This is a genomic window from Vibrio sp. Vb0667 (genome assembly GCF_033391095.1).
In genome coordinates, this window is sequence record NZ_JAWPOL010000001.1 from 1 (window position 1) to 21,963 (window position 21,963).

The 21,963-nt window shown below is 44.5% G+C and carries 24 protein-coding genes, 1 tRNA gene and 2 rRNA genes; 24 read left to right on the forward strand and 3 right to left on the reverse strand.

What is annotated here, in order from left to right; translation table 11 throughout:
* From R8269_RS00005 to R8269_RS00025, 5 genes are all read left to right on the forward strand, one after another.
* Window positions 1-249, forward strand: a 23S ribosomal RNA gene (locus tag R8269_RS00005); the annotation flags it as partial.
* 94 nt (window positions 250-343) lie between these two features.
* A 5S ribosomal RNA gene (rrf, locus tag R8269_RS00010) occupies window positions 344-460 on the forward strand.
* A gap of 99 nt (window positions 461-559) precedes the next feature.
* A tRNA-Ser gene (locus R8269_RS00015) sits at window positions 560-650 on the forward strand.
* A 277-nt stretch (window positions 651-927) separates the two neighbouring features.
* Complete coding sequence (locus R8269_RS00020; protein ID WP_005374276.1) at window positions 928-1,689, forward strand: hypothetical protein; 762 nt, start codon at window positions 928-930, stop codon at window positions 1,687-1,689.
* Window positions 1,690-1,792: 103 nt separating this feature from the next.
* Window positions 1,793-2,824: a hypothetical protein gene (locus R8269_RS00025; RefSeq protein ID WP_025768076.1), complete on the forward strand. Its 1,032-nt coding sequence runs from the start codon at window positions 1,793-1,795 to the stop codon at window positions 2,822-2,824.
* Between the two features lie 157 nt (window positions 2,825-2,981).
* Here R8269_RS00025 and R8269_RS00030 read toward each other — a convergent pair whose 3' ends face one another.
* Together R8269_RS00030 and R8269_RS00035 are read right to left on the reverse strand one after the other, a co-directional pair.
* Window positions 2,982-3,338: a YibL family ribosome-associated protein gene (locus tag R8269_RS00030; protein ID WP_005374274.1), complete on the reverse strand. Its 357-nt coding sequence runs from the start codon at window positions 3,336-3,338 to the stop codon at window positions 2,982-2,984.
* An 85-nt stretch (window positions 3,339-3,423) separates the two neighbouring features.
* Window positions 3,424-4,419, reverse strand: coding sequence for a 2-hydroxyacid dehydrogenase (locus R8269_RS00035; RefSeq protein ID WP_005374273.1), 996 nt, complete (start codon window positions 4,417-4,419; stop codon window positions 3,424-3,426).
* A 241-nt stretch (window positions 4,420-4,660) separates the two neighbouring features.
* Here R8269_RS00035 and R8269_RS00040 point away from each other — a divergent pair, with 241 nt between their 5' ends.
* Complete coding sequence (locus tag R8269_RS00040; RefSeq protein ID WP_005374271.1) at window positions 4,661-5,143, forward strand: L,D-transpeptidase family protein; 483 nt, start codon at window positions 4,661-4,663, stop codon at window positions 5,141-5,143.
* A gap of 35 nt (window positions 5,144-5,178) precedes the next feature.
* Here the strand turns inward: R8269_RS00040 and R8269_RS00045 are convergent, their stop codons facing one another.
* On the reverse strand, window positions 5,179-5,889 hold the full coding sequence (locus R8269_RS00045) for a glycerophosphodiester phosphodiesterase family protein (RefSeq protein WP_017819703.1): 711 nt from the start codon (window positions 5,887-5,889) through the stop codon (window positions 5,179-5,181).
* A 229-nt stretch (window positions 5,890-6,118) separates the two neighbouring features.
* On the opposite strand from R8269_RS00045, the gene R8269_RS00050 reads away from it, so the two are divergent.
* The 18 genes from R8269_RS00050 to R8269_RS00135 all read left to right on the forward strand — a co-directional run bounded on the left by R8269_RS00050 (window position 6,119) and on the right by R8269_RS00135 (window position 21,937).
* On the forward strand, window positions 6,119-6,784 hold the full coding sequence (locus tag R8269_RS00050; RefSeq protein WP_017635544.1) for a response regulator transcription factor: 666 nt from the start codon (window positions 6,119-6,121) through the stop codon (window positions 6,782-6,784).
* Entirely contained in the window at window positions 6,784-8,157 is a 1,374-nt protein-coding gene (locus tag R8269_RS00055; RefSeq protein WP_025768074.1) for a sensor histidine kinase, read from the forward strand. Before R8269_RS00050 ends, R8269_RS00055 begins: the two co-directional genes overlap by 1 nt.
* Before the next feature lie 207 nt (window positions 8,158-8,364).
* Window positions 8,365-10,458 carry a TonB-dependent siderophore receptor gene (locus R8269_RS00060; RefSeq protein ID WP_005374262.1) on the forward strand — a complete coding sequence of 698 codons (2,094 nt, stop codon included), beginning with the start codon at window positions 8,365-8,367 and terminating at the stop codon, window positions 10,456-10,458.
* Window positions 10,459-10,532: 74 nt separating this feature from the next.
* A complete protein-coding gene (locus R8269_RS00065) occupies window positions 10,533-11,300 on the forward strand; it encodes a DUF3450 domain-containing protein (protein WP_005374260.1) in 768 nt (255 codons plus the stop codon).
* Entirely contained in the window at window positions 11,301-12,668 is a 1,368-nt protein-coding gene (locus tag R8269_RS00070; RefSeq protein ID WP_042523423.1) for a MotA/TolQ/ExbB proton channel family protein, read from the forward strand.
* Complete coding sequence (locus R8269_RS00075; protein ID WP_005374258.1) at window positions 12,668-13,222, forward strand: MotA/TolQ/ExbB proton channel family protein; 555 nt, start codon at window positions 12,668-12,670, stop codon at window positions 13,220-13,222. The genes R8269_RS00070 and R8269_RS00075 overlap by 1 nt, the downstream gene beginning before the upstream one ends.
* The gene (locus R8269_RS00080) at window positions 13,219-13,623 is read left to right on the forward strand and encodes an ExbD/TolR family protein (RefSeq protein ID WP_005374257.1); all 405 of its coding nucleotides are present in this window, start codon (window positions 13,219-13,221) and stop codon (window positions 13,621-13,623) included. The genes R8269_RS00075 and R8269_RS00080 overlap by 4 nt, the downstream gene beginning before the upstream one ends.
* Entirely contained in the window at window positions 13,623-14,243 is a 621-nt protein-coding gene (locus R8269_RS00085; protein WP_005374256.1) for an energy transducer TonB, read from the forward strand. Before R8269_RS00080 ends, R8269_RS00085 begins: the two co-directional genes overlap by 1 nt.
* The gene (locus R8269_RS00090; RefSeq protein ID WP_005374255.1) at window positions 14,240-15,412 is read left to right on the forward strand and encodes a tetratricopeptide repeat protein; all 1,173 of its coding nucleotides are present in this window, start codon (window positions 14,240-14,242) and stop codon (window positions 15,410-15,412) included. Before R8269_RS00085 ends, R8269_RS00090 begins: the two co-directional genes overlap by 4 nt.
* A 133-nt stretch (window positions 15,413-15,545) precedes the next feature.
* The gene (locus R8269_RS00095; RefSeq protein WP_005374254.1) at window positions 15,546-16,175 is read left to right on the forward strand and encodes a PepSY-associated TM helix domain-containing protein; all 630 of its coding nucleotides are present in this window, start codon (window positions 15,546-15,548) and stop codon (window positions 16,173-16,175) included.
* A 21-nt stretch (window positions 16,176-16,196) separates the two neighbouring features.
* Entirely contained in the window at window positions 16,197-16,736 is a 540-nt protein-coding gene (locus R8269_RS00100) for a DUF2271 domain-containing protein (RefSeq protein ID WP_025768071.1), read from the forward strand.
* A gap of 15 nt (window positions 16,737-16,751) precedes the next feature.
* Window positions 16,752-17,582 carry a DUF4198 domain-containing protein gene (locus tag R8269_RS00105; protein ID WP_005374252.1) on the forward strand — a complete coding sequence of 277 codons (831 nt, stop codon included), beginning with the start codon at window positions 16,752-16,754 and terminating at the stop codon, window positions 17,580-17,582.
* A gap of 42 nt (window positions 17,583-17,624) precedes the next feature.
* A complete protein-coding gene (locus R8269_RS00110) occupies window positions 17,625-17,945 on the forward strand; it encodes a hypothetical protein (protein ID WP_191115967.1) in 321 nt (106 codons plus the stop codon).
* Window positions 17,942-18,493, forward strand: a complete 552-nt coding sequence (locus R8269_RS00115) for a DUF6162 family protein (RefSeq protein ID WP_005374250.1) — start codon at window positions 17,942-17,944, stop codon at window positions 18,491-18,493. The genes R8269_RS00110 and R8269_RS00115 overlap by 4 nt, the downstream gene beginning before the upstream one ends.
* A 22-nt stretch (window positions 18,494-18,515) precedes the next feature.
* The gene (locus R8269_RS00120) at window positions 18,516-19,442 is read left to right on the forward strand and encodes a metal ABC transporter solute-binding protein, Zn/Mn family (protein ID WP_005374249.1); all 927 of its coding nucleotides are present in this window, start codon (window positions 18,516-18,518) and stop codon (window positions 19,440-19,442) included.
* Complete coding sequence (locus R8269_RS00125) at window positions 19,442-20,170, forward strand: metal ABC transporter ATP-binding protein (protein ID WP_017635536.1); 729 nt, start codon at window positions 19,442-19,444, stop codon at window positions 20,168-20,170. The genes R8269_RS00120 and R8269_RS00125 overlap by 1 nt, the downstream gene beginning before the upstream one ends.
* A complete protein-coding gene (locus R8269_RS00130) occupies window positions 20,170-21,045 on the forward strand; it encodes a metal ABC transporter permease (RefSeq protein ID WP_005393560.1) in 876 nt (291 codons plus the stop codon). Before R8269_RS00125 ends, R8269_RS00130 begins: the two co-directional genes overlap by 1 nt.
* A gap of 22 nt (window positions 21,046-21,067) precedes the next feature.
* Complete coding sequence (locus tag R8269_RS00135) at window positions 21,068-21,937, forward strand: metal ABC transporter solute-binding protein, Zn/Mn family (RefSeq protein ID WP_005374240.1); 870 nt, start codon at window positions 21,068-21,070, stop codon at window positions 21,935-21,937.
* Window positions 21,938-21,963 lie beyond the last annotated feature (26 nt).

Genomic DNA, 21,963 nt, shown 5'->3' on the forward strand with positions numbered 1-21,963 from the left:
TACGAGAGGACCGGAGTGGACGAACCTCTGGTGTTCGGGTTGTGTCGCCAGACGCATTGCCCGGTAGCTAAGTTCGGGATCGATAACCGCTGAAAGCATCTAAGCGGGAAGCGAGCCTTGAGATGAGTTCTCCCTGATACTTTAAGTATCCTAAAGGGTTGTCGTAGACTACGACGTTGATAGGCAGGGTGTGTAAGCGTTGTGAGGCGTTGAGCTAACCTGTACTAATTGCCCGTGAGGCTTAACCATACAACACCCAAGGGGTTTTGATGGACTCAATGAAAGAACATTGAATGTGTAAGAACGAGAATTAAAAAAACAGCTTTCCAGATTAAAGAATTTGCTTGGCGACCATAGCGTTTTGGACCCACCTGATTTCCATGCCGAACTCAGAAGTGAAACGAAATAGCGCCGATGGTAGTGTGGGGCTTCCCCATGTGAGAGTAGGACATCGCCAGGCTTTAAACATCGCTTTCAAGTTCTCTTTAATTGAGATAACTGAAGGCAAAACTAAAAATTAGCATCAATAGTATAAGACTAAGTTTTAGTGACAATTTGTGGAGAGATGGCTGAGTGGTTGAAAGCACCGGTCTTGAAAACCGGCATACGTTAATAGCGTATCTAGGGTTCAAATCCCTATCTCTCCGCCACTTTTAAAAAAACCGCTGTTCTTACAGCGGTTTTTTTTATCTGCTGTTTTTTTAACCGCTGTTATCGAAACTTCTAATTGATTTTTCTCTAGCTCTTTCTCCAAGTTTTTGCGTACCTACTTTGGGTTTAGTTTACGCAGTAATACCTTCAATCGAAGACATTTCCATACGTCTCATTTGGGCTTCAAATAGAGCTTTCTTAAGTCTCAACGTGGGATGCTTAAACGCATTTTGATAGAGTTCCAGTCTAAATACTGCGGATGCACTTGGAGAAAAAATGAAGCTACTTTACTGGTTAGATGAATGGCAAGCTCTTACTCAACAAGAACAAGAGATGGCTTTACCTATCTCTGGCTACGATTTACTTGATGATGTGTTTGTGAAGTATGAACTCGTCGATCTTAACAAGCCATTGTTGTTTACATTTTCTCCTTCCGGTACTGATGTGCAGGTACAAGATTTAACTCCGGATTTTTCTCCTTGGGGCTACGAGCTCGGAATACAACAACAAGTAAACATTATTGCCTTTCAACATTTAGGACAAAGTAATTGGTTCCGTAGTCGGAATTTGATTTTCTTTCTGGAGCAGCTATCTGAGTTGCTTCATCCCTTCAAATGTCGTTTGGGTTATGGGCAAAGTCGAGGTGGCTTTGCAATTGGCGCGTTCGCTAACTTGCTGAAACTAGAACATCTTTTGTTGTTTTATCCTGTTAGCACTAAAAATAAAGCGTTAGTGCCTTGGGATGATCGGCCGAGTACTGAGCTTGCTCAGCAGTTTGCTTGGGAAAGCGGCTACCATGATCGAGATTTGGGCAATGCCAAAGGTTATATTATTTATGACCCATCCAATCGCATTGATCGTCTTCATGCTGAACGTTATCCAGAGCTTACCCATTTAAAAGTTGTCGGTATGGGACACGGCACTCAATCCACACAATTAGATAAATTAGAATTTTTTAATCTGGTGGCGCAGGAGTTTGTTCGCCATCAAACCTTAGATATTGACCAATTTAATAAGCAAATTCACGCTTTGTTTTAAAAGAGGACTGATATCAGAGTCCCCTGTAACCAGGGGGAGATGATCACACACTAAAAACTAGATTTTTAACACAATTGCTAGGCGCAATTTAGATGGAGGATTAATGAAGTTACTGTACTGGTTGGATGAATGGCTGGCTCTTTCTCGTGAAGAACAGCAAACCAGGCTACCGATGTCCGGGGAGGACTTACTTGATGATGTATTTGTTAAGTATGAGTTTGTCGACCGCAATAAACCGTTGTTGTTCACCTTTTCCCCTGCTGGTACGAATCTACAAGTACAGGACTTACACTCAGACTTTGCGCCTTGGGGTTATCGCTTAGCCCAGAAACAAAAAGTAAATATTATTTCATTTCAGCATCTTGGGAAAAGTAACTGGTTTCGCAGCCGTAATTTGATTTTCTTTCTAGAGCAGCTATCAACTTTACTTGAGCCTTTTGAATGTCGTTTAGGTTATGGGCTTAGCCGCGGTGGTTTTGCTATTGGTGCCTTTTCCAATCTATTAAAGTTGGATCAAGTATTGATGTTTCACCCGGTCAGCACAAAAAACAGAGTTTTGGTGCCATGGGATGATAGGCCAAGTACTGAACTAGCCCAACAATTTGATTGGGAAGGAAAGTATCACGACCTTGACCTTGGCGATGCAAAAGGCTACATCATTTATGATCCAACTAATGAAATCGACCGCCTTCACGCCAAACGCTACCCAGAGCTCACTCACTTAAGAGTCTTCGGGATGGGACATGGTACCCACGCGACGTATTTGAATAAATTCGGTTTTTATAAGCAAGTGGCTGTAGACTTTATACGTTATCAGAAGATAGATATAGCGCAGTTTCGTCATCAGACTAAAACGCTGCGATTAAAAGAAGATTACTATCAGTGCCTTAACAAGGCGAATGCGAGTTCACAGCATCGTTTGAACTTACTGAGTACCGCTCATAATGTGTTAATTGAAGAAAAGAAAGAACATGTGAAGGAGCATCAAGCGCAAATCGATATTCAGCCACTTGTTGATATTGCGATGAAGCATGAGCATGACAATCCGCAAGATGCAGTACAACTTTTGGAAGTGGCTCAGCAGTTAGTTCCGAATGACCCCGTTGTGGAGCACAAGTTGCAGCAACTGTCGTAGGCGAGTAATGCAGACTGGCATTTTGAATTTGGTCAGTGGCTTTTGTCGCTGGCCTTTTTAATAGCTTATGGATTGATATTTCGATGAAATCTAATGAAGCAGTACAAAATAAAAAGCCCAAGCAAATGCTTGGGCTCCATAAATGTTAATGCGAGTTTTAAAACTCTTTTGGCGCAAAGCCTGTCATCACATCAAGGCGAAGTTCTTTACCAACTTTTGTTAATGGGTGAACGATTACTAAGCCGCGTACGCGTTTTTTCAGTTTGCCGATGTCCGCTTGTTCTGCTTTGGTGATTTCACGAGAGAAAGGCATATCAAGTAAGCTTTTACGTTCTTTGTTCAGCTCATAGTTTTGCTTGTGCTTTAACTGGTTAAGCTTTTTGGTAAGCTGTTCTACTTCATCCGTGAACTTTGTAATCATTTCGTGATCACCACGAGAACGTGCCGCATCAAGTTTACGTTGGCATGTATCTAAACGGTTGTGCAGCTTTTGAATATCAGTTTTTATGCTCATGGTAATTTGGCTCAAATTTTAAATAGTCGAGAAGTATAGCATAGCTGAGATCACACGCTCTACTATACTTCTCGATTGTCTGGCTTTAGTTAATCAGTTCATTGCCCGATACGTTACCAGAGAAAAAGGCTTCGACGTTATCAAGCGTCACAGAGGCAATATTATTAAGTGCTTCGTGAGTCAAGAATGCTTGGTGGCCAGTAAACAGCACGTTATGACAAGCCGATAAACGGCGGAAAACATCATCTACAATGACATCGTTAGATTTATCTTGGAAGAATAAGTCTTTTTCATTGTCATACACGTCTAGGCCAAGCGCACCAATCTTACCTTGTTTCAACGCTTCTATCGCCGCTAGTGAATCTAGCAACTCGCCTCGACTGGTGTTAATGATCATTACACCATCTTTCATTTGCGCGAAGGCTTTTTCGTTCAATAAGTGATAGTTTTCTTCACTCATTGGACAATGGAGAGAGATAATATCCGCATTAGCGTAGATTTCTTCAAGCGAACAGTAACGGGCTCCCATTTCTAGCGCTAATGGGTTTTCGTAGGGGTCGTAGCAAAGCAGCTCCATGCCAAGCCCTTTGAAGATACGCATCGTCGCGATACCAATCTTACCCGTACCAATAACACCAACAGTTTTTCCGTAAAAGTTAAAGCCAACAAGACCCTCTAGCGAGAAGTTGGCGTCACGTGTGCGTTGGTAGGCCTTGTGAAGGCGGCGGTTTAGGCACATCATTAAACCAACCGTGTGCTCTGCCACTGCTTCTGGTGAGTAAGCAGGAACTCGAACCACTTGTAAGCCTAGTTCTTTGGCTGCTTGTTGATCAACTTTATCATATCCCGCGCAGCGCATAGCAATAAGCTTGGTCCCGCCCAGAGAAAGCTGTTTAAGGACAGGAGCTGAAAGATCATCATTAACGAACGCACATACAACATCACTGCCGTGCGCCATCTTGGCTGTTTTTTCGGTTAGTCGGAAGTCGTGATAGTGAAATTCAAAATCGCGGTTATTTTTAATTTTATTAAAAGAGGCTTCGTCGTAGGATTTTGCACTAAAAAAAGCAATGTTAATCATGGTTCCCTCTCAAAAAGTACGGACTTTATAAATAAATATGCTTATAAAGTAATGCAACTTAGCCGTAATGAATAGAGAAATCTTCTCTTTGACTTTGTTGTATCAAATAACGATAAGAAGTACGCCTTTCAGCGAGTGCTATCTTACGGTTCCGCATTAGATACTGTTTGCTTTACGAGCATTAACTGACTAGCATTATCGCTCTTTTCTTGTTCACTTTATTAGCTTAGGCGTTACGACAATGTCAGTAAAATGGTTCTCTATGTTCTTGTGTTGTGTGTTTGCTTCGGGCACTCACGCAGCTGTTGACCTTGTTAAAGTCGACAAGTCTAAGCGTCGAATGTATTTGATGGAACAAGGAGCAGTGCTAAAAGAATACCGAATTGCTTTAGGAGCGAACCCGCAAGGACATAAACAAGAAGAGGGAGACAATCGCACGCCAGAGGGCGAATACACTCTAGATTATGTTATAGAGGACTCTGCTTTTTATCGTTCTGTGCATATCAGTTACCCTGATGCGATTGATACGTTGGAAGCGAAGCGCCGAGGTGTGTCCCCTGGAGGGAACATCAAAATTCATGGCTTAAAAAACGGTGAGAGTCAGTTGCCGATTTACATCCAAAGTTTTGATTGGACTAATGGGTGTATTGCGATTACCAACGAGGAGATGGACGAATTTATCCAGCTTGTCGAGATGGGGACACCAATTCAGATTGAGTGGTAATAAAAGGTCCCCTTTAATGTTCTGGCTCTTATAGGCTATGGCATAAAGCGCTGTGGATGATCACTAAAAATACCGTCTAATTGAGGTAGGTATTTCAGTTTATTTGGATTGTTCACCGTATAGCACATCACTTTGTAACCGGCTTGTTGGAGTTTGTTTATCTGGCGAGTACGAACCCAGTTAATATTTAGGTTGCAGCTATAGGCACTAACTTCTTCCAAAAGGCGTTTATCTTTTCTCGTAAAGAATTCACTTAACACACCCAATCGGTAGCCACTGCAGTATTTGTGCATCGCTCTAATGACGTCATGACTAAAGCTCGATAGGAGTACATTCTCTTGCGGCATTGGACTTTTTGTTAACGCATTGGCGAGAGTCTGCGCCACTTCTTCCGCTGGATGGTTGTCTACTTTAACTTCGATATTCAAGTTAAGCTTATTCTCAGTAGCTAAAGTGAGCAGTTCATCTAGTGTCACGATCTTCTCGCCTGAAAAGTCTGTGCTAAACCAACTACCGAAATCTAATGCTTTTAAGTCTTCCAGGGTGAGCTCATCAACACGCCCTTGTCCATTGCTGCATCGATTGACGGTATGATCATGGCAAACCACTAAAACATTATCTTTGGTAGGCTGTATATCCACTTCCACCCACTTCAACCCCAGGTCAATGGCTGCCTGAATGCTTATTTTTGTATTCTCAGGGTATGAACCTGCCACGCCACGGTGACCAATTAATAACGTTTCCATTCGCTTTATCTTTTGCTTTGCGGTTGCCAGATTGTACTCGTTTTTTCTATGAAGATATATCTAGGTGCATATTGTTAGGAACCTTTAGTAAAAGTGAACATTAAACTCTAATGGCACGTTGCTGCTTCTTGGACTGAGTCCTGTGGACTTAAAGCATTAGAGTGTTAGTTGTTTAATTGGTAAATGAGTAATAAAATGCGAACCATTTTTATTTGAATGGTGAGTGGTAATGTCACGAGTTTTGATAGTCGATGATGACGTTCCTTTGTGTGAGCTGTTAGAAGCGGTTTTGCAAGAGGAGGGCTACATCGTCTCTTCTGTACATTGCGGTGAAAGTGCGCTGCAATATATGGAAAAAACGCCTGTAGATCTTGTATTGCTTGATGTCATGTTACCAAACCTTAACGGTATGCAAGTTGCTCGTAGGATCTGTCAGCGCTTCGCGACACCTATCCTAATGCTTACCGCTCTCAACGATGAAAACTCGATGCTTGATGGTTACCAAGCGGGGGCCGATCAGTATATCGGAAAGCCCTTTAATGTCGCTGAGCTTCTAATGCGCATCAAAGCGATTCTTCGTCGTGTTGGCTTGGAACGTCAACGTCAGACGATGTGTAGTACCGTTCAAACGATCAGTGACCAGCTTAATAGCTTACCCCTCACAAGTACGGAAGCTGAACTATTGAGCTACTTGGTAAAAAACCAAGGAGTCGTGATTTCAAAAGCAGAGCTTCAAACTGAAGTGTTAAAGAAAGAGCTGAGTCCTTTTGATCGCAACCTTGATATGCACATCAGTAACATACGTCGCAAGTTAGTTGAAGCGGGGCTTTCCAAGCAACATATCAAAACCTTCCGTGGCAAAGGTTACAGTTATTTAGAGGCTGTAAACTGTTAATGAAGCTCCGGTGTCCACCTTTTATTGCAAAACGTAAAGACAGCTTAGCGTTCAAGTTATTTAGTTGCATGACCGCAATTGTCATTAGCATTTTGGTCGTGCAATCCTTAGCGGAACAAGCTCTGGTGAAAGCCATGTTGAAAGTGCCCGATAGTGTGCGAGAAGAAATGCTAGACCTTGCACATCAAGCTAACGTATTGATTGAGCACGGAGACATGGACGAACTTGCTGACTGGGCAAATGCGCAAAACTTTTATTTATTTGTGTTGAATGAACATCAGCAACCAGTTACGCACCGTCTGATGCATCCGCACTTCGAGTTCAAACTTCAATTTAAGAGAAGCATCGATGATCAACTTGAGGGGAAAGTGAATCGCCCCATCATCAATATTCCTTTAGTTCATGGCAATACTTTAGTGATTCAGTTGCCACATCGACTGCACCCTGCAAATGACTTCATTCTGTATTTCTCTATTCTCAAAGTCGTGATTGCAGTGGTTATTTTGGCGCTCTTTTCGCTGCTAATGGCACGTAACTTACAGCAACCATTGGATCGATTGAGAGAAGCAAGCAAAAAGCTATCTAATGGCGATTTTAATGTTAGTGTCGTGAAAGAGCTGAAGTCGAGCACGCGTGAGTTTAACGAGTTAGCGCAAGATTTCGATCACATGACGCAACAGATTCATTCTCTCGCTGAAAAGCAGCGACTGCTTATAAGAGATGTCTCTCACGAATTGAGAACGCCGTTAGCGAGGCAGAACTTGGTTCTGCATCTTTTGCGAAAGCGTGTTGGAGAAAGTGAGCAAAGCCTAGTGACAAGGCTAGAAGATGAAGCAAAAGAGCTAAACCATTTGATCAGCGATATATTGGAGTTCAGTCGCTTGGAAAATGCGCGCTTCGACAAAGCCACGAAACGCTGTGATTTAGAAGTTTTGCTCTCCCCGCAAGTAGAGCGTTGCAAAATAGATTTGAAGTCAGAACAGACGTTGTCTTTCCGCTCAGAAGCTGTATGTGCTAAAGCTTTTTGTGAAGAAACGCTCGTCATTCGTTGTTTGAACAATCTTATTGGTAATGCCATTAAATATTCAGGACAAGCAGCTCAGATAGAAGTTTCTCTGGAAAATTATGTCAAAGAAGGGCAGCAGTTCACCACCATGTCAGTATCTGATGATGGGCCTGGTATTCCAGAGAACAAGCTGGTCGATATTTTTGATCCGTTTACACGCTTAGATGCTTCTAGAGATAAAAAGCTTGGTGGCTACGGTTTAGGTCTTGCGATTGTCAAAGAATCCATGCGTATTATGGGTGGAGCAGTTACGGCGAAAAACCGTGAGCAAGGTGGTCTGAGGGTTACTTTAGTGTTCAAGCAATAAGTATGATTAAGTCGTAATTTTTGTGACTAAAGTCACATTATAATGGCGCATCATCAGAGAGTACTTTACAAAAGTTTGCAAATGCAAAGAATGTAAATTTAATGCAAATGGTAATACTTATCACTTATATTCACCCGCGAAATAATTAAGAGGGAATCGCATTCAACAAGTATGTGACCCGAAAAATAATAATCGGAGTGAAAGGATATGTTTACTAAGAGCCATTTGGCGTTAGTGATCGGTGCAGTGTTAGCAACACCTGCAGTGGCGGAAGTTCAAACAGACGAACATGTAGTTGTAGAAGGTCGAGAGTTCGGCTACAAGGCAGATACAAACAGTACAGCAATGCGCATGGAAATGACGCAGCTGGAAACGCCGGGACAAGTAGCGGTTATCGATGAAACGGTAATTGATGAGCAGCGTGCAAGTACACTTGGTGAAGTGCTACGTAACGATGCAAGTGTTAGCGCGGGTGGTACAAGCCGTAACCGCGAACGTTTCTCTCTACGTGGTTTTGAACTTAGCAGTTCAGACGGTTTTCTTCGTGATGGTCGTCAACACTGGTCACACTACCGTCAGCCAATTGAGCTTTTAGAGCGTGTTGAAGTGCTTAAAGGTCCATCAGGTCTGCTATACGGTAAATCTGAGCCGGGTGGTTTGGTAAACATGGTTTCGAAAAAACCAACAACTCAAACACAAGCAAGTTTGAGTCAAGATCTAGGTTCGAATGATCACTCACGCACTGTGCTTGATGTGAGTGGCGCGCTAAATGATGCAGAGACACTGCGTGCGCGCGCAATTTTTGCCAAAGAAAGCTACGGCTCTTGGCGCAGATACGGTGATGGCACTGAGCCTAAAACAGATCGTACGGTAGCGGGCTTAGTGGTTGAGTACGACATCACCGACAACTTTATGGTATCGGCTCATTACGATCGCACGAAAGACGATGGTAGCGTAGACTCTGGCGCATACATTGTTGATGGCAAAGCGGTTCGCGGTGATAAGTACATTTGGGATGCGCAGTGGTCTGAAATTGATAACGAAGTAGAAAACTACGGTGTCGATATTAATGCGCAAGTCACGGATAACGTGAACGTAAAAGCAGGTTACAACCGTCAAGACTTTAAGCGTTTTGATGTGGAGTCTTACCCAGGTTTCGAAACTTATGACCAAGATACTAAGATCGACCATTCTGGTAACGAACGCAAAGATAATTGGGTGTTTGATACTGCATATATAGATGTGACGACGGACTTTTCTTTGTTTGGTACAGATAACACGTTTTTGGTAGGTGCGAACTACCTAGAGTATACCTATGACCGTTTCCAAAAGTATTACAACCCTATAAGTATAGAAGCCGGTCAGACAGTGCCTCGTCCTGGCTACTCTGGGAAAGTTAAACAGTCCACAAGCGAGCACGACACTTGGGGTATCTACGCGCAAAATATGATGACGATTAATGACTACTGGCAAGTGCTTGCAGGCGTTCGTTATGACGAAAAGCGTGATGATGAACTGACCGAAAACCAAGTTTCTCCAAAGTTAGGTGTGATATTCCACCCATCGACGAATGGCTCGGTTTACGTTCAGTATTCTGAAAGCTTCATGCCTCAAGGTGAAGTCAGCAACGGTAGTCGTACCTACATCAATGAAGGTGAGAAACTCGACGCTGAGCGTGGTATCTCTTACGAGATCGGAACTAAGTGGGAACTGTTTGATCAGCGTTTATTTGTATCTGGTGCTGTGTTTGATATCACATTAGAGAACATGTCGCTGGATGTTGAAAGTGGTAAAGATGCTAGTAATAAAGTTCTACATAAGAAAACTCAAGGTGGTGAGCAAGTACACAAAGGTGCTGAGCTAATGGCCCAAGGTTTTGTGACCCCTGAGTTGTCGCTAACCGCTTCTGCAATGTACTTGGATGCAGAGCTTAAGAAGGCAGAAAGATATGAAGGCAACCGCCCTGTAGATGTGCCAGAGTTTTCAGCAAGTCTATGGTCTAGCTACAAGGTTCAGGACAATACGAACCTAAACCTTGGTTTGATTTATGAAGGTGATCGCTACGGTGATGCGGCGAATACCTTCAAGAAAGATGGCTACGCTCGCGTTGATATGGGCGTGTCATACAAACATAAGTACGATGAAAACTTGGATATCATTGCTCGATTCAATGTCGAGAACTTATTCGATACCGACTACTTCGCAGGTGGTGGTAGCACGAATAGCGAGCAAAAAGGTGCGAGTGGGGTTGTGGTTGGAGAAGGCCGCAACTACATGGCAACAATCCAGTTCAAGTACTGATAACAATTTGATTATTAAAGGGGAAGGGTAGTCTTCCCCTTTGGTCGTTTTTGGAACACAGAAATATAACTCGTATGAATCTAATGAAATCAAGTATCGCTCTGTTGATATCATCGGTTTTGATTCCCGCTCACGCGGCGAACTTAAACGATGCACAAGCTGTGCAGAGTAAAACAAACCAGTCGTCGGCGGTAAGCCAAAAACGTATTGATGCAAGCGCAGAAAAATCACTTACTCTAGAAGCTGAAATTGAGCAGCTGCAAGAAGAAGTCGGTAACTTGAAGATTTATCGCGATCATCTTGCAAGCCTTGTTGAGAGCCAAAATCAAGAAGTTGATAGCTTGAACGAGCAAATTGAACAGATTGCTCAAACTCGTCAAGGTGTCGTGCCTTTAATGTATCACATGCTTGAGGGCTTAAAAGTGCTCGTCGCTAACGACAAGCCTATACGCAAAGCGCAACGTGAGGAGCGAATTGCAAAGCTGGATTCCATGATGACGCGTGCAGACGTTGCGGATGCAGAGAAGTTTCGTCGTATTTTAGAAGCGTACCAAATTGAAATGGATTACGGCACCAAGCTTGGCGTTTACCAAGGCAAGATTAACCTGGGTGACAATGAAGCTGTGGAGGCGGACATTCTCTATTTAGGCCGTTTGTCTTTGGTAGCGCGTAGCTTATCTGGTGACACATTTTGGAGCTGGTCACAGCAACAACAAGCATGGCAACAAGTGGGTTCTGAGCAAAAATCAGAGCTAGACAAAGCGTTCGCTATGGCGAATAAACAGATCGCGCCGAGTATGTTAACTCTGCCAGTGTCGTTAACCGCTGCGGAGGGCAAATAAATGATGAAAAAATGGTTATCGGTTGCATTAATCTCGACAGCCGCATTAATGCCTTATACAACTTTTGCTAGTGATGCGTTGTTACAAAAGGCGCAGCAAGAAAATCGTCAACAGCAATCGCACAATGTCGCGCGTGAATCAGGTTTTAAGCAAACAGAGCAAGACCTACAGGCTATAAAGAATAAATTGGTGGCAGAGCGTGCTGCTCTTCAAGCAGAGGCGGACTCATTAAGTGTTACCTTCGGTGAAAATGAAGCAGAACTGGCACAGCTAGAAGAAAAGTTGCGTCTAGAAACCGGGAGCCTAGGTGAGTTATTTGGCGTCGTTCGCCAGAACGCAAAAGAGCTAGAGTCTGAGCTAAAAAGCTCAGTAACCGGTGTAGATGCAAACTCATATCAGAAAGATATCGATGCTATTGTTGCGGCTAAATCACTGCCAACGTTGACCCAACTTCAGGCGATGTGGCGCAGCATGGAAGAACAAATCAAAGCAAGCGGTGAAATGGCAAACGTCTCTTTCACACTGCTAAATGGCGAGGGCCGTGAACAAACGGTTAGTGGTGTTCGTCTTGGTTCTATGGCGCTGCTGGATGACACTGGCTACGTTAAGTGGAATGGTCAACGCGGAGATGCGGTAAACTATCTTCGTCAGCCTGAAAGCGGTCCAACAGCGAATACTATTTCCTCTGGTGACATTGATGCGCTTGTCATAGATCCGTCACGTGGCATTCTTCTTGAGCAGCTCGCAAACTCACCGACTTTGGCTGATCGCCTAAATGCGGGTGGCGTTGTCGGCAAAATCATCCTTGGTTTATTGGCTATCGGCCTATTGATTGCGCTCGTACGTGGTGCATCTCTGATGATTTCGCGCCAGAAAATCATGAAGCAACTGAAAACCCCAGCGCAGCCAGGAAACAACCCTTTGGGTCGCGTGCTTGCGGTATACCAGAAAGACAAGCATCGCAGCGTAGAAGCGTTAGAACTACGTCTTTTGGAAGCCGTTGTTGATGAGCAAACCCACCTAGAAAAAGGGTTGTCGATGCTTAAGCTTCTTGCTGCTCTAGCTCCTATGCTTGGCCTACTAGGCACGGTAACGGGTATGATCGAAACCTTCCAAGTCATCACTCAATTTGGTAATGGTGATCCGAAAGTAATGGCGGGTGGCATTTCGATGGCACTTGTGACTACCGTACTTGGCCTTGTTTCAGCCATGCCTTTGCTATTAGCGCACAACGTATTGAGCTCTCAAGCAGAAAATATTCGCAGTATCTTAGAAAAACAAGGCATCGGTTTAGTTGCAGAACAAGCTGAGCGTGATATGCCGAATAACAAAAGTCACTCTAACACCTTAGCGGAGAACGCAGCGTAATGGAGCAGATCCTACTCAGCACATTGGGTTTGATCAGTGAGGATTGGGCCACAACCTTGACGAGCTTTATGCAGCAAGGTGGTCAAATCCTATGGTGGCTGGCCGCCGTCGTGGCGGTGTGCTGGCTGTTGGTTATGGAGCGAGTTATTTATCTCACAACGGTTTTCCCTGGGGTAAAAAAACAGCTTTGTGAGCAGTGGCACGCAAGATCAGAGCACCACTCTTGGTACGCGCATCAAATCCGTGAAGGATGGATTGCAAAAGCGCAAATCGAACTACGCCAAAACCTATCGACTATTAAGCTACTTGTGGCGGTTTGCCCAATGCTAGGGTTGTTAGGGACGGTGACAGGCATGATTACGGTGTTTGACGTAATGGCATCGCAAGGCAGCAGCAATCCGAAATTGATGGCTTCTGGTATCTCACTTGCTACGCTGCCAACCATGGCAGGTATGGTAGCAGCGCTTGCGGGCATGTTTATTCATGCTCGCCTTAGCAAAGTGTGTGAACGAAAAGCTATCCAGTTAGAACAATCTTTAAGGAGTCAAAAGTGAGACTCGGACGCAGACCTAACCAACAAGATGAAGCTCAAGTCGATTTAACCTCGATGCTTGATATCGTCTTCATCATGTTGATCTTCTTCATTGTGACCAGTTCGTTTGTACGTGAATCCGGTGTAGAAGTGAATCGCCCCCAGGCTTCTAATGTAGTAAGTCAAAAAGACGCGGGCATTTTTATCGCAGTAACGGCAGCGAATGATGTGTACATTGACAAACGAGTGGTTGATATTGAGCGTGTTGAGGCCTCTATTGAGCACCTGTTACTTGATCAACCTGATGCCTCGTTAGTTATCCAAGCTGACGAGCATGCTTACAATGGCACTGTCGTGAAAGTGATGGACGCTGCAAAGGCGGCGGGTGTGAAGAACATTGCATTGGCGGCGGAGAAACCTTAATGGGCAGGCTGTTACTTGCACTACCAGCATCACTGTTAATTTCTGTGAGCTTGTTTAGCTTTATGGCGTGGATGGTTGATAAAGGCAACCAGCGTGCACCAGAAGCTTCAGAAGCCGTTCGTTTTGATATGGTGATGGTAGAGAATGAAGCAGACGTACAGCGTCGTCAACGTTCAGTGCCGGAGCAACCAGAACCACCTCAAGCGCCGGAGCCAATGGATCTGTCTCAAGCTGACACTCAAATGGAACCAATGAGTCAGATGACGCCAGTCAGTGCTTTAGGTTTAAACACAGCCCTTGAAGGCATCGCGATTAGCGCCCCAAACTTGAAGGGAACAATGGGCAACCAGCAAGCACTGCCGTTGTATCGTGTTGATCCCCGTTATCCAAGTAAGGCGCTGAAACGTAGAGTGGAAGGTTATGTCATTATGCGTTTCACGATCGATGCAACTGGACGACCAAAAGATATTGAAGTGATCGAGGCTGAGCCCGAGCGCATGTTTGAAAGGGAAGCAATCCGTGCGCTTAAAAAATGGAAGTATCAGCCAAAAGTTGAGGATGGTGTGTCAATTGAGCAGTTCGGACAAACCGCTAAAGTGGAGTTCAAGTTAGCCAAATGATGAAAAAATTCTTAATCGGTACGGTATTAAGCCTGAGTGCACTCTCAACCATTGCCAGTGAGTTAAGCCAATACACCGCAGCGAGAGTTCAACGAGCACACAACTTGGCTCAAGAGGAGAAACTAAAAGAAGCGATTTCATCTCTTGAAGCTATGGAGCTTTCTCGTGGATATGACCAAGCTTATGTCGCTCGAATGTTGGGTATTTTTTACTGGCAGAACGAGCAAACTCAAGCGGCGATTAAGCAACTTGAGTTGGCAGTCAATAGTGGTTTGCTACAAGATGAGCAAGCATGGCAAACCCGAAAAATGTTGGCTGATATACTGCTGAACGAGCAACGTTTTTCTAAGGCTTTACCTCATTACTATGCCTTGAGCAAAAACATTCCTAAAGGTCAAAAAGCGCATGAACTATGGCTGCGTATTTCCCAATCTCATTATCAACTGAGTCAGTGGCAAAAAGTGCTTTCAGCAATGGCTCGTTATGAGAAGTTTGGTCAGCCAGACAAGCTTGGCGCATTGTCGATAAAGCTTTCTGCTGAGCTAGAACTGAAAAAGTGGAAGCCGGCAATCTCGACCATCAAACGCTTAATAGTGATTGAACCTGAGCGAATTGAATGGTGGCGTCAGCTTGTTGCTCTATATCTACGGGTTGATGACAACAAACGTGCCCTAGACTCTTTGGCGTTGGCAAAACTGAAAGGGTTACAACTTAGCCAAGATGACTTAAAGCTGCTGGCACAATTGTACGCGAAACGAGGTATTCCTGAGAGAGCTGCATTGGTGATGAACGAGCTAGAGGATGTAAACTCGAATAGTAAGCTAAAAGCTCAGCAAGCAACGTATTGGCAAATGGCAAAAGAGTGGGAAGAGTCTATTGATAGCTGGCGTATTGCAGCTCAGCTAGATAGGCAGTATTACTGGAACTATTCTCAACTGCTGGTGCAAGAAGGCCATTATAAAGATGCCATTGCCGCGCTCGATAATGTCAGAGGTCGTAAAGCGGATGTTGCACTTATCAAAACTCGCGCTTACTACAAACTTAAGCGGTTTGACGATGCGCTCGCTAATGCCAAAAGAGCGAATGAGATTAAGCCATCGAATCAGGCAAAAAGTTGGGTTAAGTATCTATCTCAGCTACGCAAAGTAGAATCGACGCAGAACTCATAGCGAACATTTTTATTAAATACCCGAGCTCAGTCTCGGGTATTTTTTTGTTTAAAGTAAACAATGTAAATTAAATGCCAATACGAATGATTATCACCTAAATTATGCCCCACATTTATTGGTGATGATTGTTTCTATGTTGCTTAAAAGCAAAGGTGTTCAAACTTGGGCTCGCCGCCTACATATCTATATTTCGATGGCTCTTCTCTTAGTTACGCTGTTTTTTGCAGTAACTGGTATTACCCTCAATCGCCCCGAATTGTTTGAACGCAGCGAACCTATCATTCAACAACATACTCTGACGGTTCCGCACTCAGTTTTATTCTCACATTCAGATACCTTTCAACCTAATCGTGAAGGGCTGGTGGCTTTCTTGACTAAAGAAACCGAGCTTCGCGGCACTCCCTCCGCACTAGATGTGTATACCGAAGTTGAGCAAGGTGAGTTGTTACTCGGAGAGCTTTCTATGGATTTTAAAGGCCCGGGTTATAACGCTACGGTCTTTATTGATATGACTACTGGTGCAGCAGACGTCGAAACGACGCACTACGGTATTGTTGCGCTGCTGAACGATCTACATAAAGGACGCAACAGTGGTGGGATTTGGAAGTGGTTTATCGACGTCACTGCGCTTTTGATGGTGTTTTTTGTTCTTACAGGCGTGTGCTTGTTACTGCCTAAGAAGAAGACGCTCAGAACGTCAATGCAATGGATGAGCTTTGGTACGTTACTGTCGCTCGTAATTTATTTTGTTGCTGTTCCATAACAGCTTTTTTAGAGAACACTTATGTTGAACACAGGAAGATTTTTCCGCCGTAATCACTTTTGTAAAGCCGCTTTGATCGCGGCTTTTACTCCTTTCTCTCTTTCCGCGGCGCCTCTACCAGATAACGCGAAGGTCGACTTCGAACTCGAACTTCCAAAGATAGATACCTCAATGTATGCACGCCCTTATGTGGCGGTTTGGGTTGAAAACGATCAGCGTAAACCAGTTAAAACCATTCAGTTATGGGTAGGGAAAGACGAATGGTTAAAAGATCTACGCAGCTGGTGGAGAAAAACGGGTCGTTATGATCGTGAACTTGTTGATGCGGTGACTTCTGCAACACGTCCTGCTGGTCAATACCGCTTTGTCTGGGATGGAACCAATGACTCAGGGGAGCGTTTGGAACAAGGAAATTACACGTTGTACGTCGAAGTCGTTCGTGAACACGGTGGGCGAAACTACTTACGTCAAAAAATAACGCTAGCGGACAGTGACGTACGCTATGAGCTTAAACCAACACAAGAGACGGGTGTCATCACCGTCAATTATCAAGTTAAGTGATTAAAGGACACAACAATGAAAACCAAAATGAAAGCAGTGGCATTGGCGAGTGTAATGGCAATGGGATTGGCTGTAACCACCACCGCACAAGCACATCCACGTTGGGTTCTGCCCTCTCACTTTACGGTTTCTAAAGAAGGCGGTGACTGGCTGACATTTGATGTTACTGCCTCTCACGGAACGTTTGTTTTTGATAAGCCTGCGGGTAGTGACCAGGCATTTGTGGTGATGCCGGATGGCCGCTCTGAGCGTCCTAACTTTGTTGTTCGTGGCAAGCGTCGCTCTATGTTTGATTTCTTTTTTACAGAAGAAGGCACGCACAAAGTCGCGATTAATAATCAGCCGAGCTACTACACACAATACAAAGCGGGCCGTCGTGATACGGTGAAATGGGCGCGAGCAAACAAAGCTGAGCGTGGTGACGTGCTTCCTGAGCAAGCGCGTGATGTGGTTACTCAACTAAGTTACACCCGAGCAGAAAGCTACATTACGGTTGGTATGCCAACGGACAAAGCGTTGGAGATTGAAGGCAAAATGCTGGAGATGAAACCGATCACGCATCCATCGGACATCATTGAAGGTGAGCCTGTGACTTTCCAGTTTTTCTTTAACGGAGAGCCACAAGAGGGCGTTACTGCTGAGATTACACGTGAAGGGACCATGTACCGAAACCATCAAGAACAAATCGATGTGGTGAGCGATAAAGATGGCAAAGTGATCTTCACGCCAGAAGTCGCCGGGCGCTACTTAATGAAAGCGAACTACAAAGGTGAATTAAAAGATAATCCATTGGCGGATAAAGCGAGTGCCAATGTTCATCTTACGTTTGAAACTCAACTTAACTAATCGAATTAGGCTCAGCAATTGCTGGGCCATTTTGGAATTATCATGAATAACACTTCTCTTCTAAAAGCGGTTTTGTTTTTTTCTGGATTTGCGTCCTTTCACGCTGCTGCACATTTTCCTCTGATGAGCTGTCACTTGGCGCAAGATAAAGTGATTTGTGAAGCGGGCTACTCGGATGGATCGACAGCGGTCGACTACGATGTCGAAATGTACGATTACGACGACAATCTGATCGCCAAAGAAAAAACAGATAAGCGTTCCATCGCAGAATTTACTCACCCTGAAACAGATTTCTATTTGGTATTTGATGCCGGACATGAAAGCCCGGTGGAAGTGGATATCGTTGAGCTGAAAGAGAAATGAGTGTACAGAAAGTTCGCCCTGATGATGGTAACCGAGAAGGAAAGTGGGTCGCACTGACAATCGCAGCAATTCTCAGTTCAGCAGCCATACTTATGCCCTACCATCAGGTCGCGACTGAAAAGCCAGACATGCAGTCTCATCAAGTGTTAATCACGGATTTACATCAAAATGAGTTGGGGTTGATCGCTGAGCTTAAGCTCGCTCATGAAGAGATTCGTGATTTGCAGTTAGATACCGGAACTTGGCCTGAGATCTCTGATATGGAGGTGCTTTGGATTGCTCCGTTCGTGAAAGACCAAAACTGGAAGCGTAAAGGTTCTCATCAGTGGCAACGAATTGATGACGGTGTCTACATTGGCGTGAAGACCAGTGCCCAAGGCTCTGCTTCCATGCTATTGGATAGCCGCAGTTCTCAAGCTGATATTTGGTTTAATGATTCTAGCCGTTCGTTAAATGTGGAGGGACTAAGCGATCTAGCTAAACGCCACGATTTCGGGTGGAAACAAATCGTTCTGTCAGACTCTTCCTCTCATTCTCACGCCCATTAAGACAACATAATTGATAAGTACTATGATCAAACGCTCTCTTTTACGTCGTATTCTTACAGCCACCGCGTTATTGACGGTGTCTTCTACTGGCTTTGCTGCCGATAAACTCAGTATTGGTATTACGCTTCAACCTTATTACAGCTATGTTAAAGCCGTTGTTGGTGAGAAGGCGGACATCGTTCCTTTAGTTGATGCTGGTTTTAATCCTCACAACTATTTGCCACAACCTAATGATCTTAAGCGCTTAAATGAAATGGACGTAATAGTGATCAATGGTATTGGTCATGACGATTTTGCACTGAAAGTGATCAAGGCTTCTCAGCGTGATGATCTCGTGGTTATCGAAGCGAACAAAGAAGTGCCTTTATTGCCCGCTATGGGGCAGTCTGTTGGTCAAGGAGCAGTGAACCCTCACACCTTTGTCGGTCTATCAACAACCATTCAAAAGGTTTACACCATCGCGAGTGAGCTAAGCCAACTGGACCCAGACAATGCTACGTTCTATCGCCAAAATGCTCGTAAATACGCGAAAACATTTCGCCTGATGAAGCGTGATGCAATGTTGTCTCTTGGTGAGTTGGACACGGCTGGTATGAAGGTGGCGACAACCCACAATGCTTACGGATATATCCTTCAGGAGTTTGGTGTTGACGTTGCCGCTGTCATTGAGCCTGCTCATGGTGTAGAACCAAGTGCAAGTCAGCTACAGGAAACGATAGAGAAAATTCGTGAATCGGGCATTGATGTTCTGTTTTATGAGCTCAATATGCCGAATCGCTTTGTTGATACCATCGAAGAGGCGACCGGGGTGCAGCTTTATCGCTTTTCTCACATGACTCACGGTGAGTATGAGGCTGATAAAGTCGAGGTTGAGATGCGAGATAATGTGGAAACACTAATCGAAGCCATGAAATTTGTGGCGAGTAAGCGAGCAGGGGAAAAGGCGTAATGACTGGACCTTCCGTTTCCTTAAGTAACGTGGGCCTAAAATACGCCGACAATATCATTTTGCAGAACATCAGCGCCGAATTCGAGAACGCGAAATGTCACGTGATTATGGGACCGAACGGCGGTGGTAAAACCTCTTTGCTTCGTTCGGTACTTGGACTCACGCCATTTTCGGGAAACATAGCGCTCAATTGGCCAGAACCATCAGCTGCATCGGGGAAGATAGGGTATGTGCCACAAAAAGCGATGTTTGAAGCAAGCCTCCCGTTAACCGTGATGGATTTTGTACTGCTTAACCAAACTCGTATCCCTCTATTTTGGCGACGTAAAACGAAACAAACTCAACATGCCCTGGCCCAGCTGGATCGCGTGGGTATGGCAACGCGTAGCGACCGTCGTATGGGGCAACTCTCTGGCGGTGAGCAACAGCGTGTTTTGTTTGCGCAAGCTTTACTGGATGAGCCCAATTTATTGGTTTTAGACGAACCTACAACTGGCATGGATGAGCAAGGTGTTCGATATCTTGAAGGTTTGATTCATGAAGTCGTTGGAGAAGGCAAAACGGTACTGGCAGTACACCATGACGTGACCGCAGTGCGCCGTTTAGATGCGCAGGTCCATGTTGTAAATCGTCAAATTGTGGCGTCAGGACACCATTCAGATGTGCTAAGCCCTGATCGTATAGAAACATTATTCAAGCACTACACAGCAAAAGTGGAGGCTGCATAATGGATTGGTTGCGAGAGTTAGCGGTTAGCGGCGTTGAAGCTGGATGGTTAAGCGATAGCTTTTCTTATGCTTTCATGGTGAACGCAATTGTTGCAGCGCTGATATTAGGACCATTACTTGGTGGTCTTGGTACATTAGTCATCGCCAAGCGACTGGCTTTTTTCTCTGAAGCGGTTGGGCATGCTGCGCTTACCGGAATCGCGATTGGTGTGTTGCTCGGTGAGCCGCCAGAGAATCCGATCATCGGATTGTTTAGCTTTTGTATGATTTTTGCGCTGTTGCTTCACTTTGTTCGTAATCGTACGAATGTACCTTACGACACACTGGTTGGGGTTTTTCTTGCACTAGCGTTAGCGGTTGGTGCTGCGCTGTTAATGTACGTTGCTCGCAAGATCAACATTCACATGTTGGAGAACGTGTTGTTTGGCTCGATCTTGACTGTGACGGACAACGATATCCTTATTTTAGCGATCAGTTGTTTGATCATATTACTGCTTCTTATTCCAACGTTTAACCGCATTTTGCTAACTTGTATCAGCCCGGATATTGCACGTGTACGCGGCTTTAATACCAGCTTTTATGATTACTTATTTGTCATGATGATCACCTTGGTCACCATCGCCGCGGTAAAGATTATTGGCGCGGTATTGGTTGGTGCATTGCTACTGATTCCTGGTGCAACGGCTCGGTTATTGACTAAACGCATGGGCAGTTTTGTTCTCCTTTCTTCTTTATTGGCAACCATTGCGTGTTTAGTAGGAACCATACTGCCGATGGAGCTTGAGCTACCAGTGCCATCAGGCGCATCCATCATCATTGTTTCTGCGGCATTTTTCCTAACAGCAACGGTTTACCGAATTATCCAAAAAGCGTAACCCTTTTTATAAAGTAATGAACATGAAGATAAAAAAATTAGCGATAACTTTTGGTTTGGTTATAGCGACAACACTTCCATCGTTGGCAAGCGCCAAAGACATTTTAACCAGCACTCCCGTCACGTACATGTTGTCTGAGCAACTCATGAAAGGTACAGGGATAGAGACTCAGTATCTGCCTCCAAAGCGTTACGGCGTTGAGCGTCTTGAGAACTGGTTCGCAAATAAAGGTACAGAGCAAGTTAAGCAAGCGGGTCAAGCCGCGACGGTTGCTATTACTCTTGGTGCGATTTGGAAACAAGACCCGACTTATGTTTACGCTCGACAGGGCAACATTCACTTGATTGAAATCGATGCATCGCAGGCCATTTCTCCTAGAGCTCAAGGAGTTGCAGTTCTGACATTGGAAAACGGGTCAACATCGAAGTACGCATGGCTGAACCCTACAAACTTAATCCGAATGGCGGGCATTGTTGGAGAGGATCTACAACGTGTATATCCTGAACACCAAAAGGCGATTCAAACGAATCAACAGGCTCTTATGCTCAATGTGCGTGAACTGATCAACCAACAACAGGCAGAGATCTTCGATAAAGGCATCGATTCAGTGGTACTGATGAGTGAGTCATTAGAGGACTTTGCCTCTGGCAACCAATTGTTTGTGGTTGGGCGCGAATTTAAGCCGGAACTTGAGTGGACAGAAGAAGACAAATTATCTTTAAAAGCTCAGTTTGAACAAGATAAAACGCTATGGTTAGTGACGGATAAACGACCGTCGAAAACCTTGACATCGCTTATTAAACCGAGCCGCATACTGCAAATTGATGTTATTGACCGCTGGGGCAGTAACGGTATCAAAACTGAGAAGCCACTCGCACGTTGGGAGATGTGACACGTAAAAAGCCACAGATTTTATGA

Coding starts and splice junctions, on each gene's coding strand:
- R8269_RS00020 (WP_005374276.1), top strand. CDS start 928: ATGAAGCTACTTTACTGGTTAGATGAATGGCAAGCTCTTACTCAACAA.
- R8269_RS00025 (WP_025768076.1), top strand. CDS start 1,793: ATGAAGTTACTGTACTGGTTGGATGAATGGCTGGCTCTTTCTCGTGAA.
- R8269_RS00030 (WP_005374274.1), bottom strand. CDS start 3,338: ATGAGCATAAAAACTGATATTCAAAAGCTGCACAACCGTTTAGATACA.
- R8269_RS00035 (WP_005374273.1), bottom strand. CDS start 4,419: ATGATTAACATTGCTTTTTTTAGTGCAAAATCCTACGACGAAGCCTCT.
- R8269_RS00040 (WP_005374271.1), top strand. CDS start 4,661: ATGTCAGTAAAATGGTTCTCTATGTTCTTGTGTTGTGTGTTTGCTTCG.
- R8269_RS00045 (WP_017819703.1), bottom strand. CDS start 5,889: ATGGAAACGTTATTAATTGGTCACCGTGGCGTGGCAGGTTCATACCCT.
- R8269_RS00050 (WP_017635544.1), top strand. CDS start 6,119: ATGTCACGAGTTTTGATAGTCGATGATGACGTTCCTTTGTGTGAGCTG.
- R8269_RS00055 (WP_025768074.1), top strand. CDS start 6,784: ATGAAGCTCCGGTGTCCACCTTTTATTGCAAAACGTAAAGACAGCTTA.
- R8269_RS00060 (WP_005374262.1), top strand. CDS start 8,365: ATGTTTACTAAGAGCCATTTGGCGTTAGTGATCGGTGCAGTGTTAGCA.
- R8269_RS00065 (WP_005374260.1), top strand. CDS start 10,533: ATGAATCTAATGAAATCAAGTATCGCTCTGTTGATATCATCGGTTTTG.
- R8269_RS00070 (WP_042523423.1), top strand. CDS start 11,301: ATGATGAAAAAATGGTTATCGGTTGCATTAATCTCGACAGCCGCATTA.
- R8269_RS00075 (WP_005374258.1), top strand. CDS start 12,668: ATGGAGCAGATCCTACTCAGCACATTGGGTTTGATCAGTGAGGATTGG.
- R8269_RS00085 (WP_005374256.1), top strand. CDS start 13,623: ATGGGCAGGCTGTTACTTGCACTACCAGCATCACTGTTAATTTCTGTG.
- R8269_RS00090 (WP_005374255.1), top strand. CDS start 14,240: ATGATGAAAAAATTCTTAATCGGTACGGTATTAAGCCTGAGTGCACTC.
- R8269_RS00095 (WP_005374254.1), top strand. CDS start 15,546: ATGTTGCTTAAAAGCAAAGGTGTTCAAACTTGGGCTCGCCGCCTACAT.
- R8269_RS00100 (WP_025768071.1), top strand. CDS start 16,197: ATGTTGAACACAGGAAGATTTTTCCGCCGTAATCACTTTTGTAAAGCC.
- R8269_RS00105 (WP_005374252.1), top strand. CDS start 16,752: ATGAAAACCAAAATGAAAGCAGTGGCATTGGCGAGTGTAATGGCAATG.
- R8269_RS00110 (WP_191115967.1), top strand. CDS start 17,625: ATGAATAACACTTCTCTTCTAAAAGCGGTTTTGTTTTTTTCTGGATTT.
- R8269_RS00115 (WP_005374250.1), top strand. CDS start 17,942: ATGAGTGTACAGAAAGTTCGCCCTGATGATGGTAACCGAGAAGGAAAG.
- R8269_RS00120 (WP_005374249.1), top strand. CDS start 18,516: ATGATCAAACGCTCTCTTTTACGTCGTATTCTTACAGCCACCGCGTTA.
- R8269_RS00125 (WP_017635536.1), top strand. CDS start 19,442: ATGACTGGACCTTCCGTTTCCTTAAGTAACGTGGGCCTAAAATACGCC.
- R8269_RS00130 (WP_005393560.1), top strand. CDS start 20,170: ATGGATTGGTTGCGAGAGTTAGCGGTTAGCGGCGTTGAAGCTGGATGG.
- R8269_RS00135 (WP_005374240.1), top strand. CDS start 21,068: ATGAAGATAAAAAAATTAGCGATAACTTTTGGTTTGGTTATAGCGACA.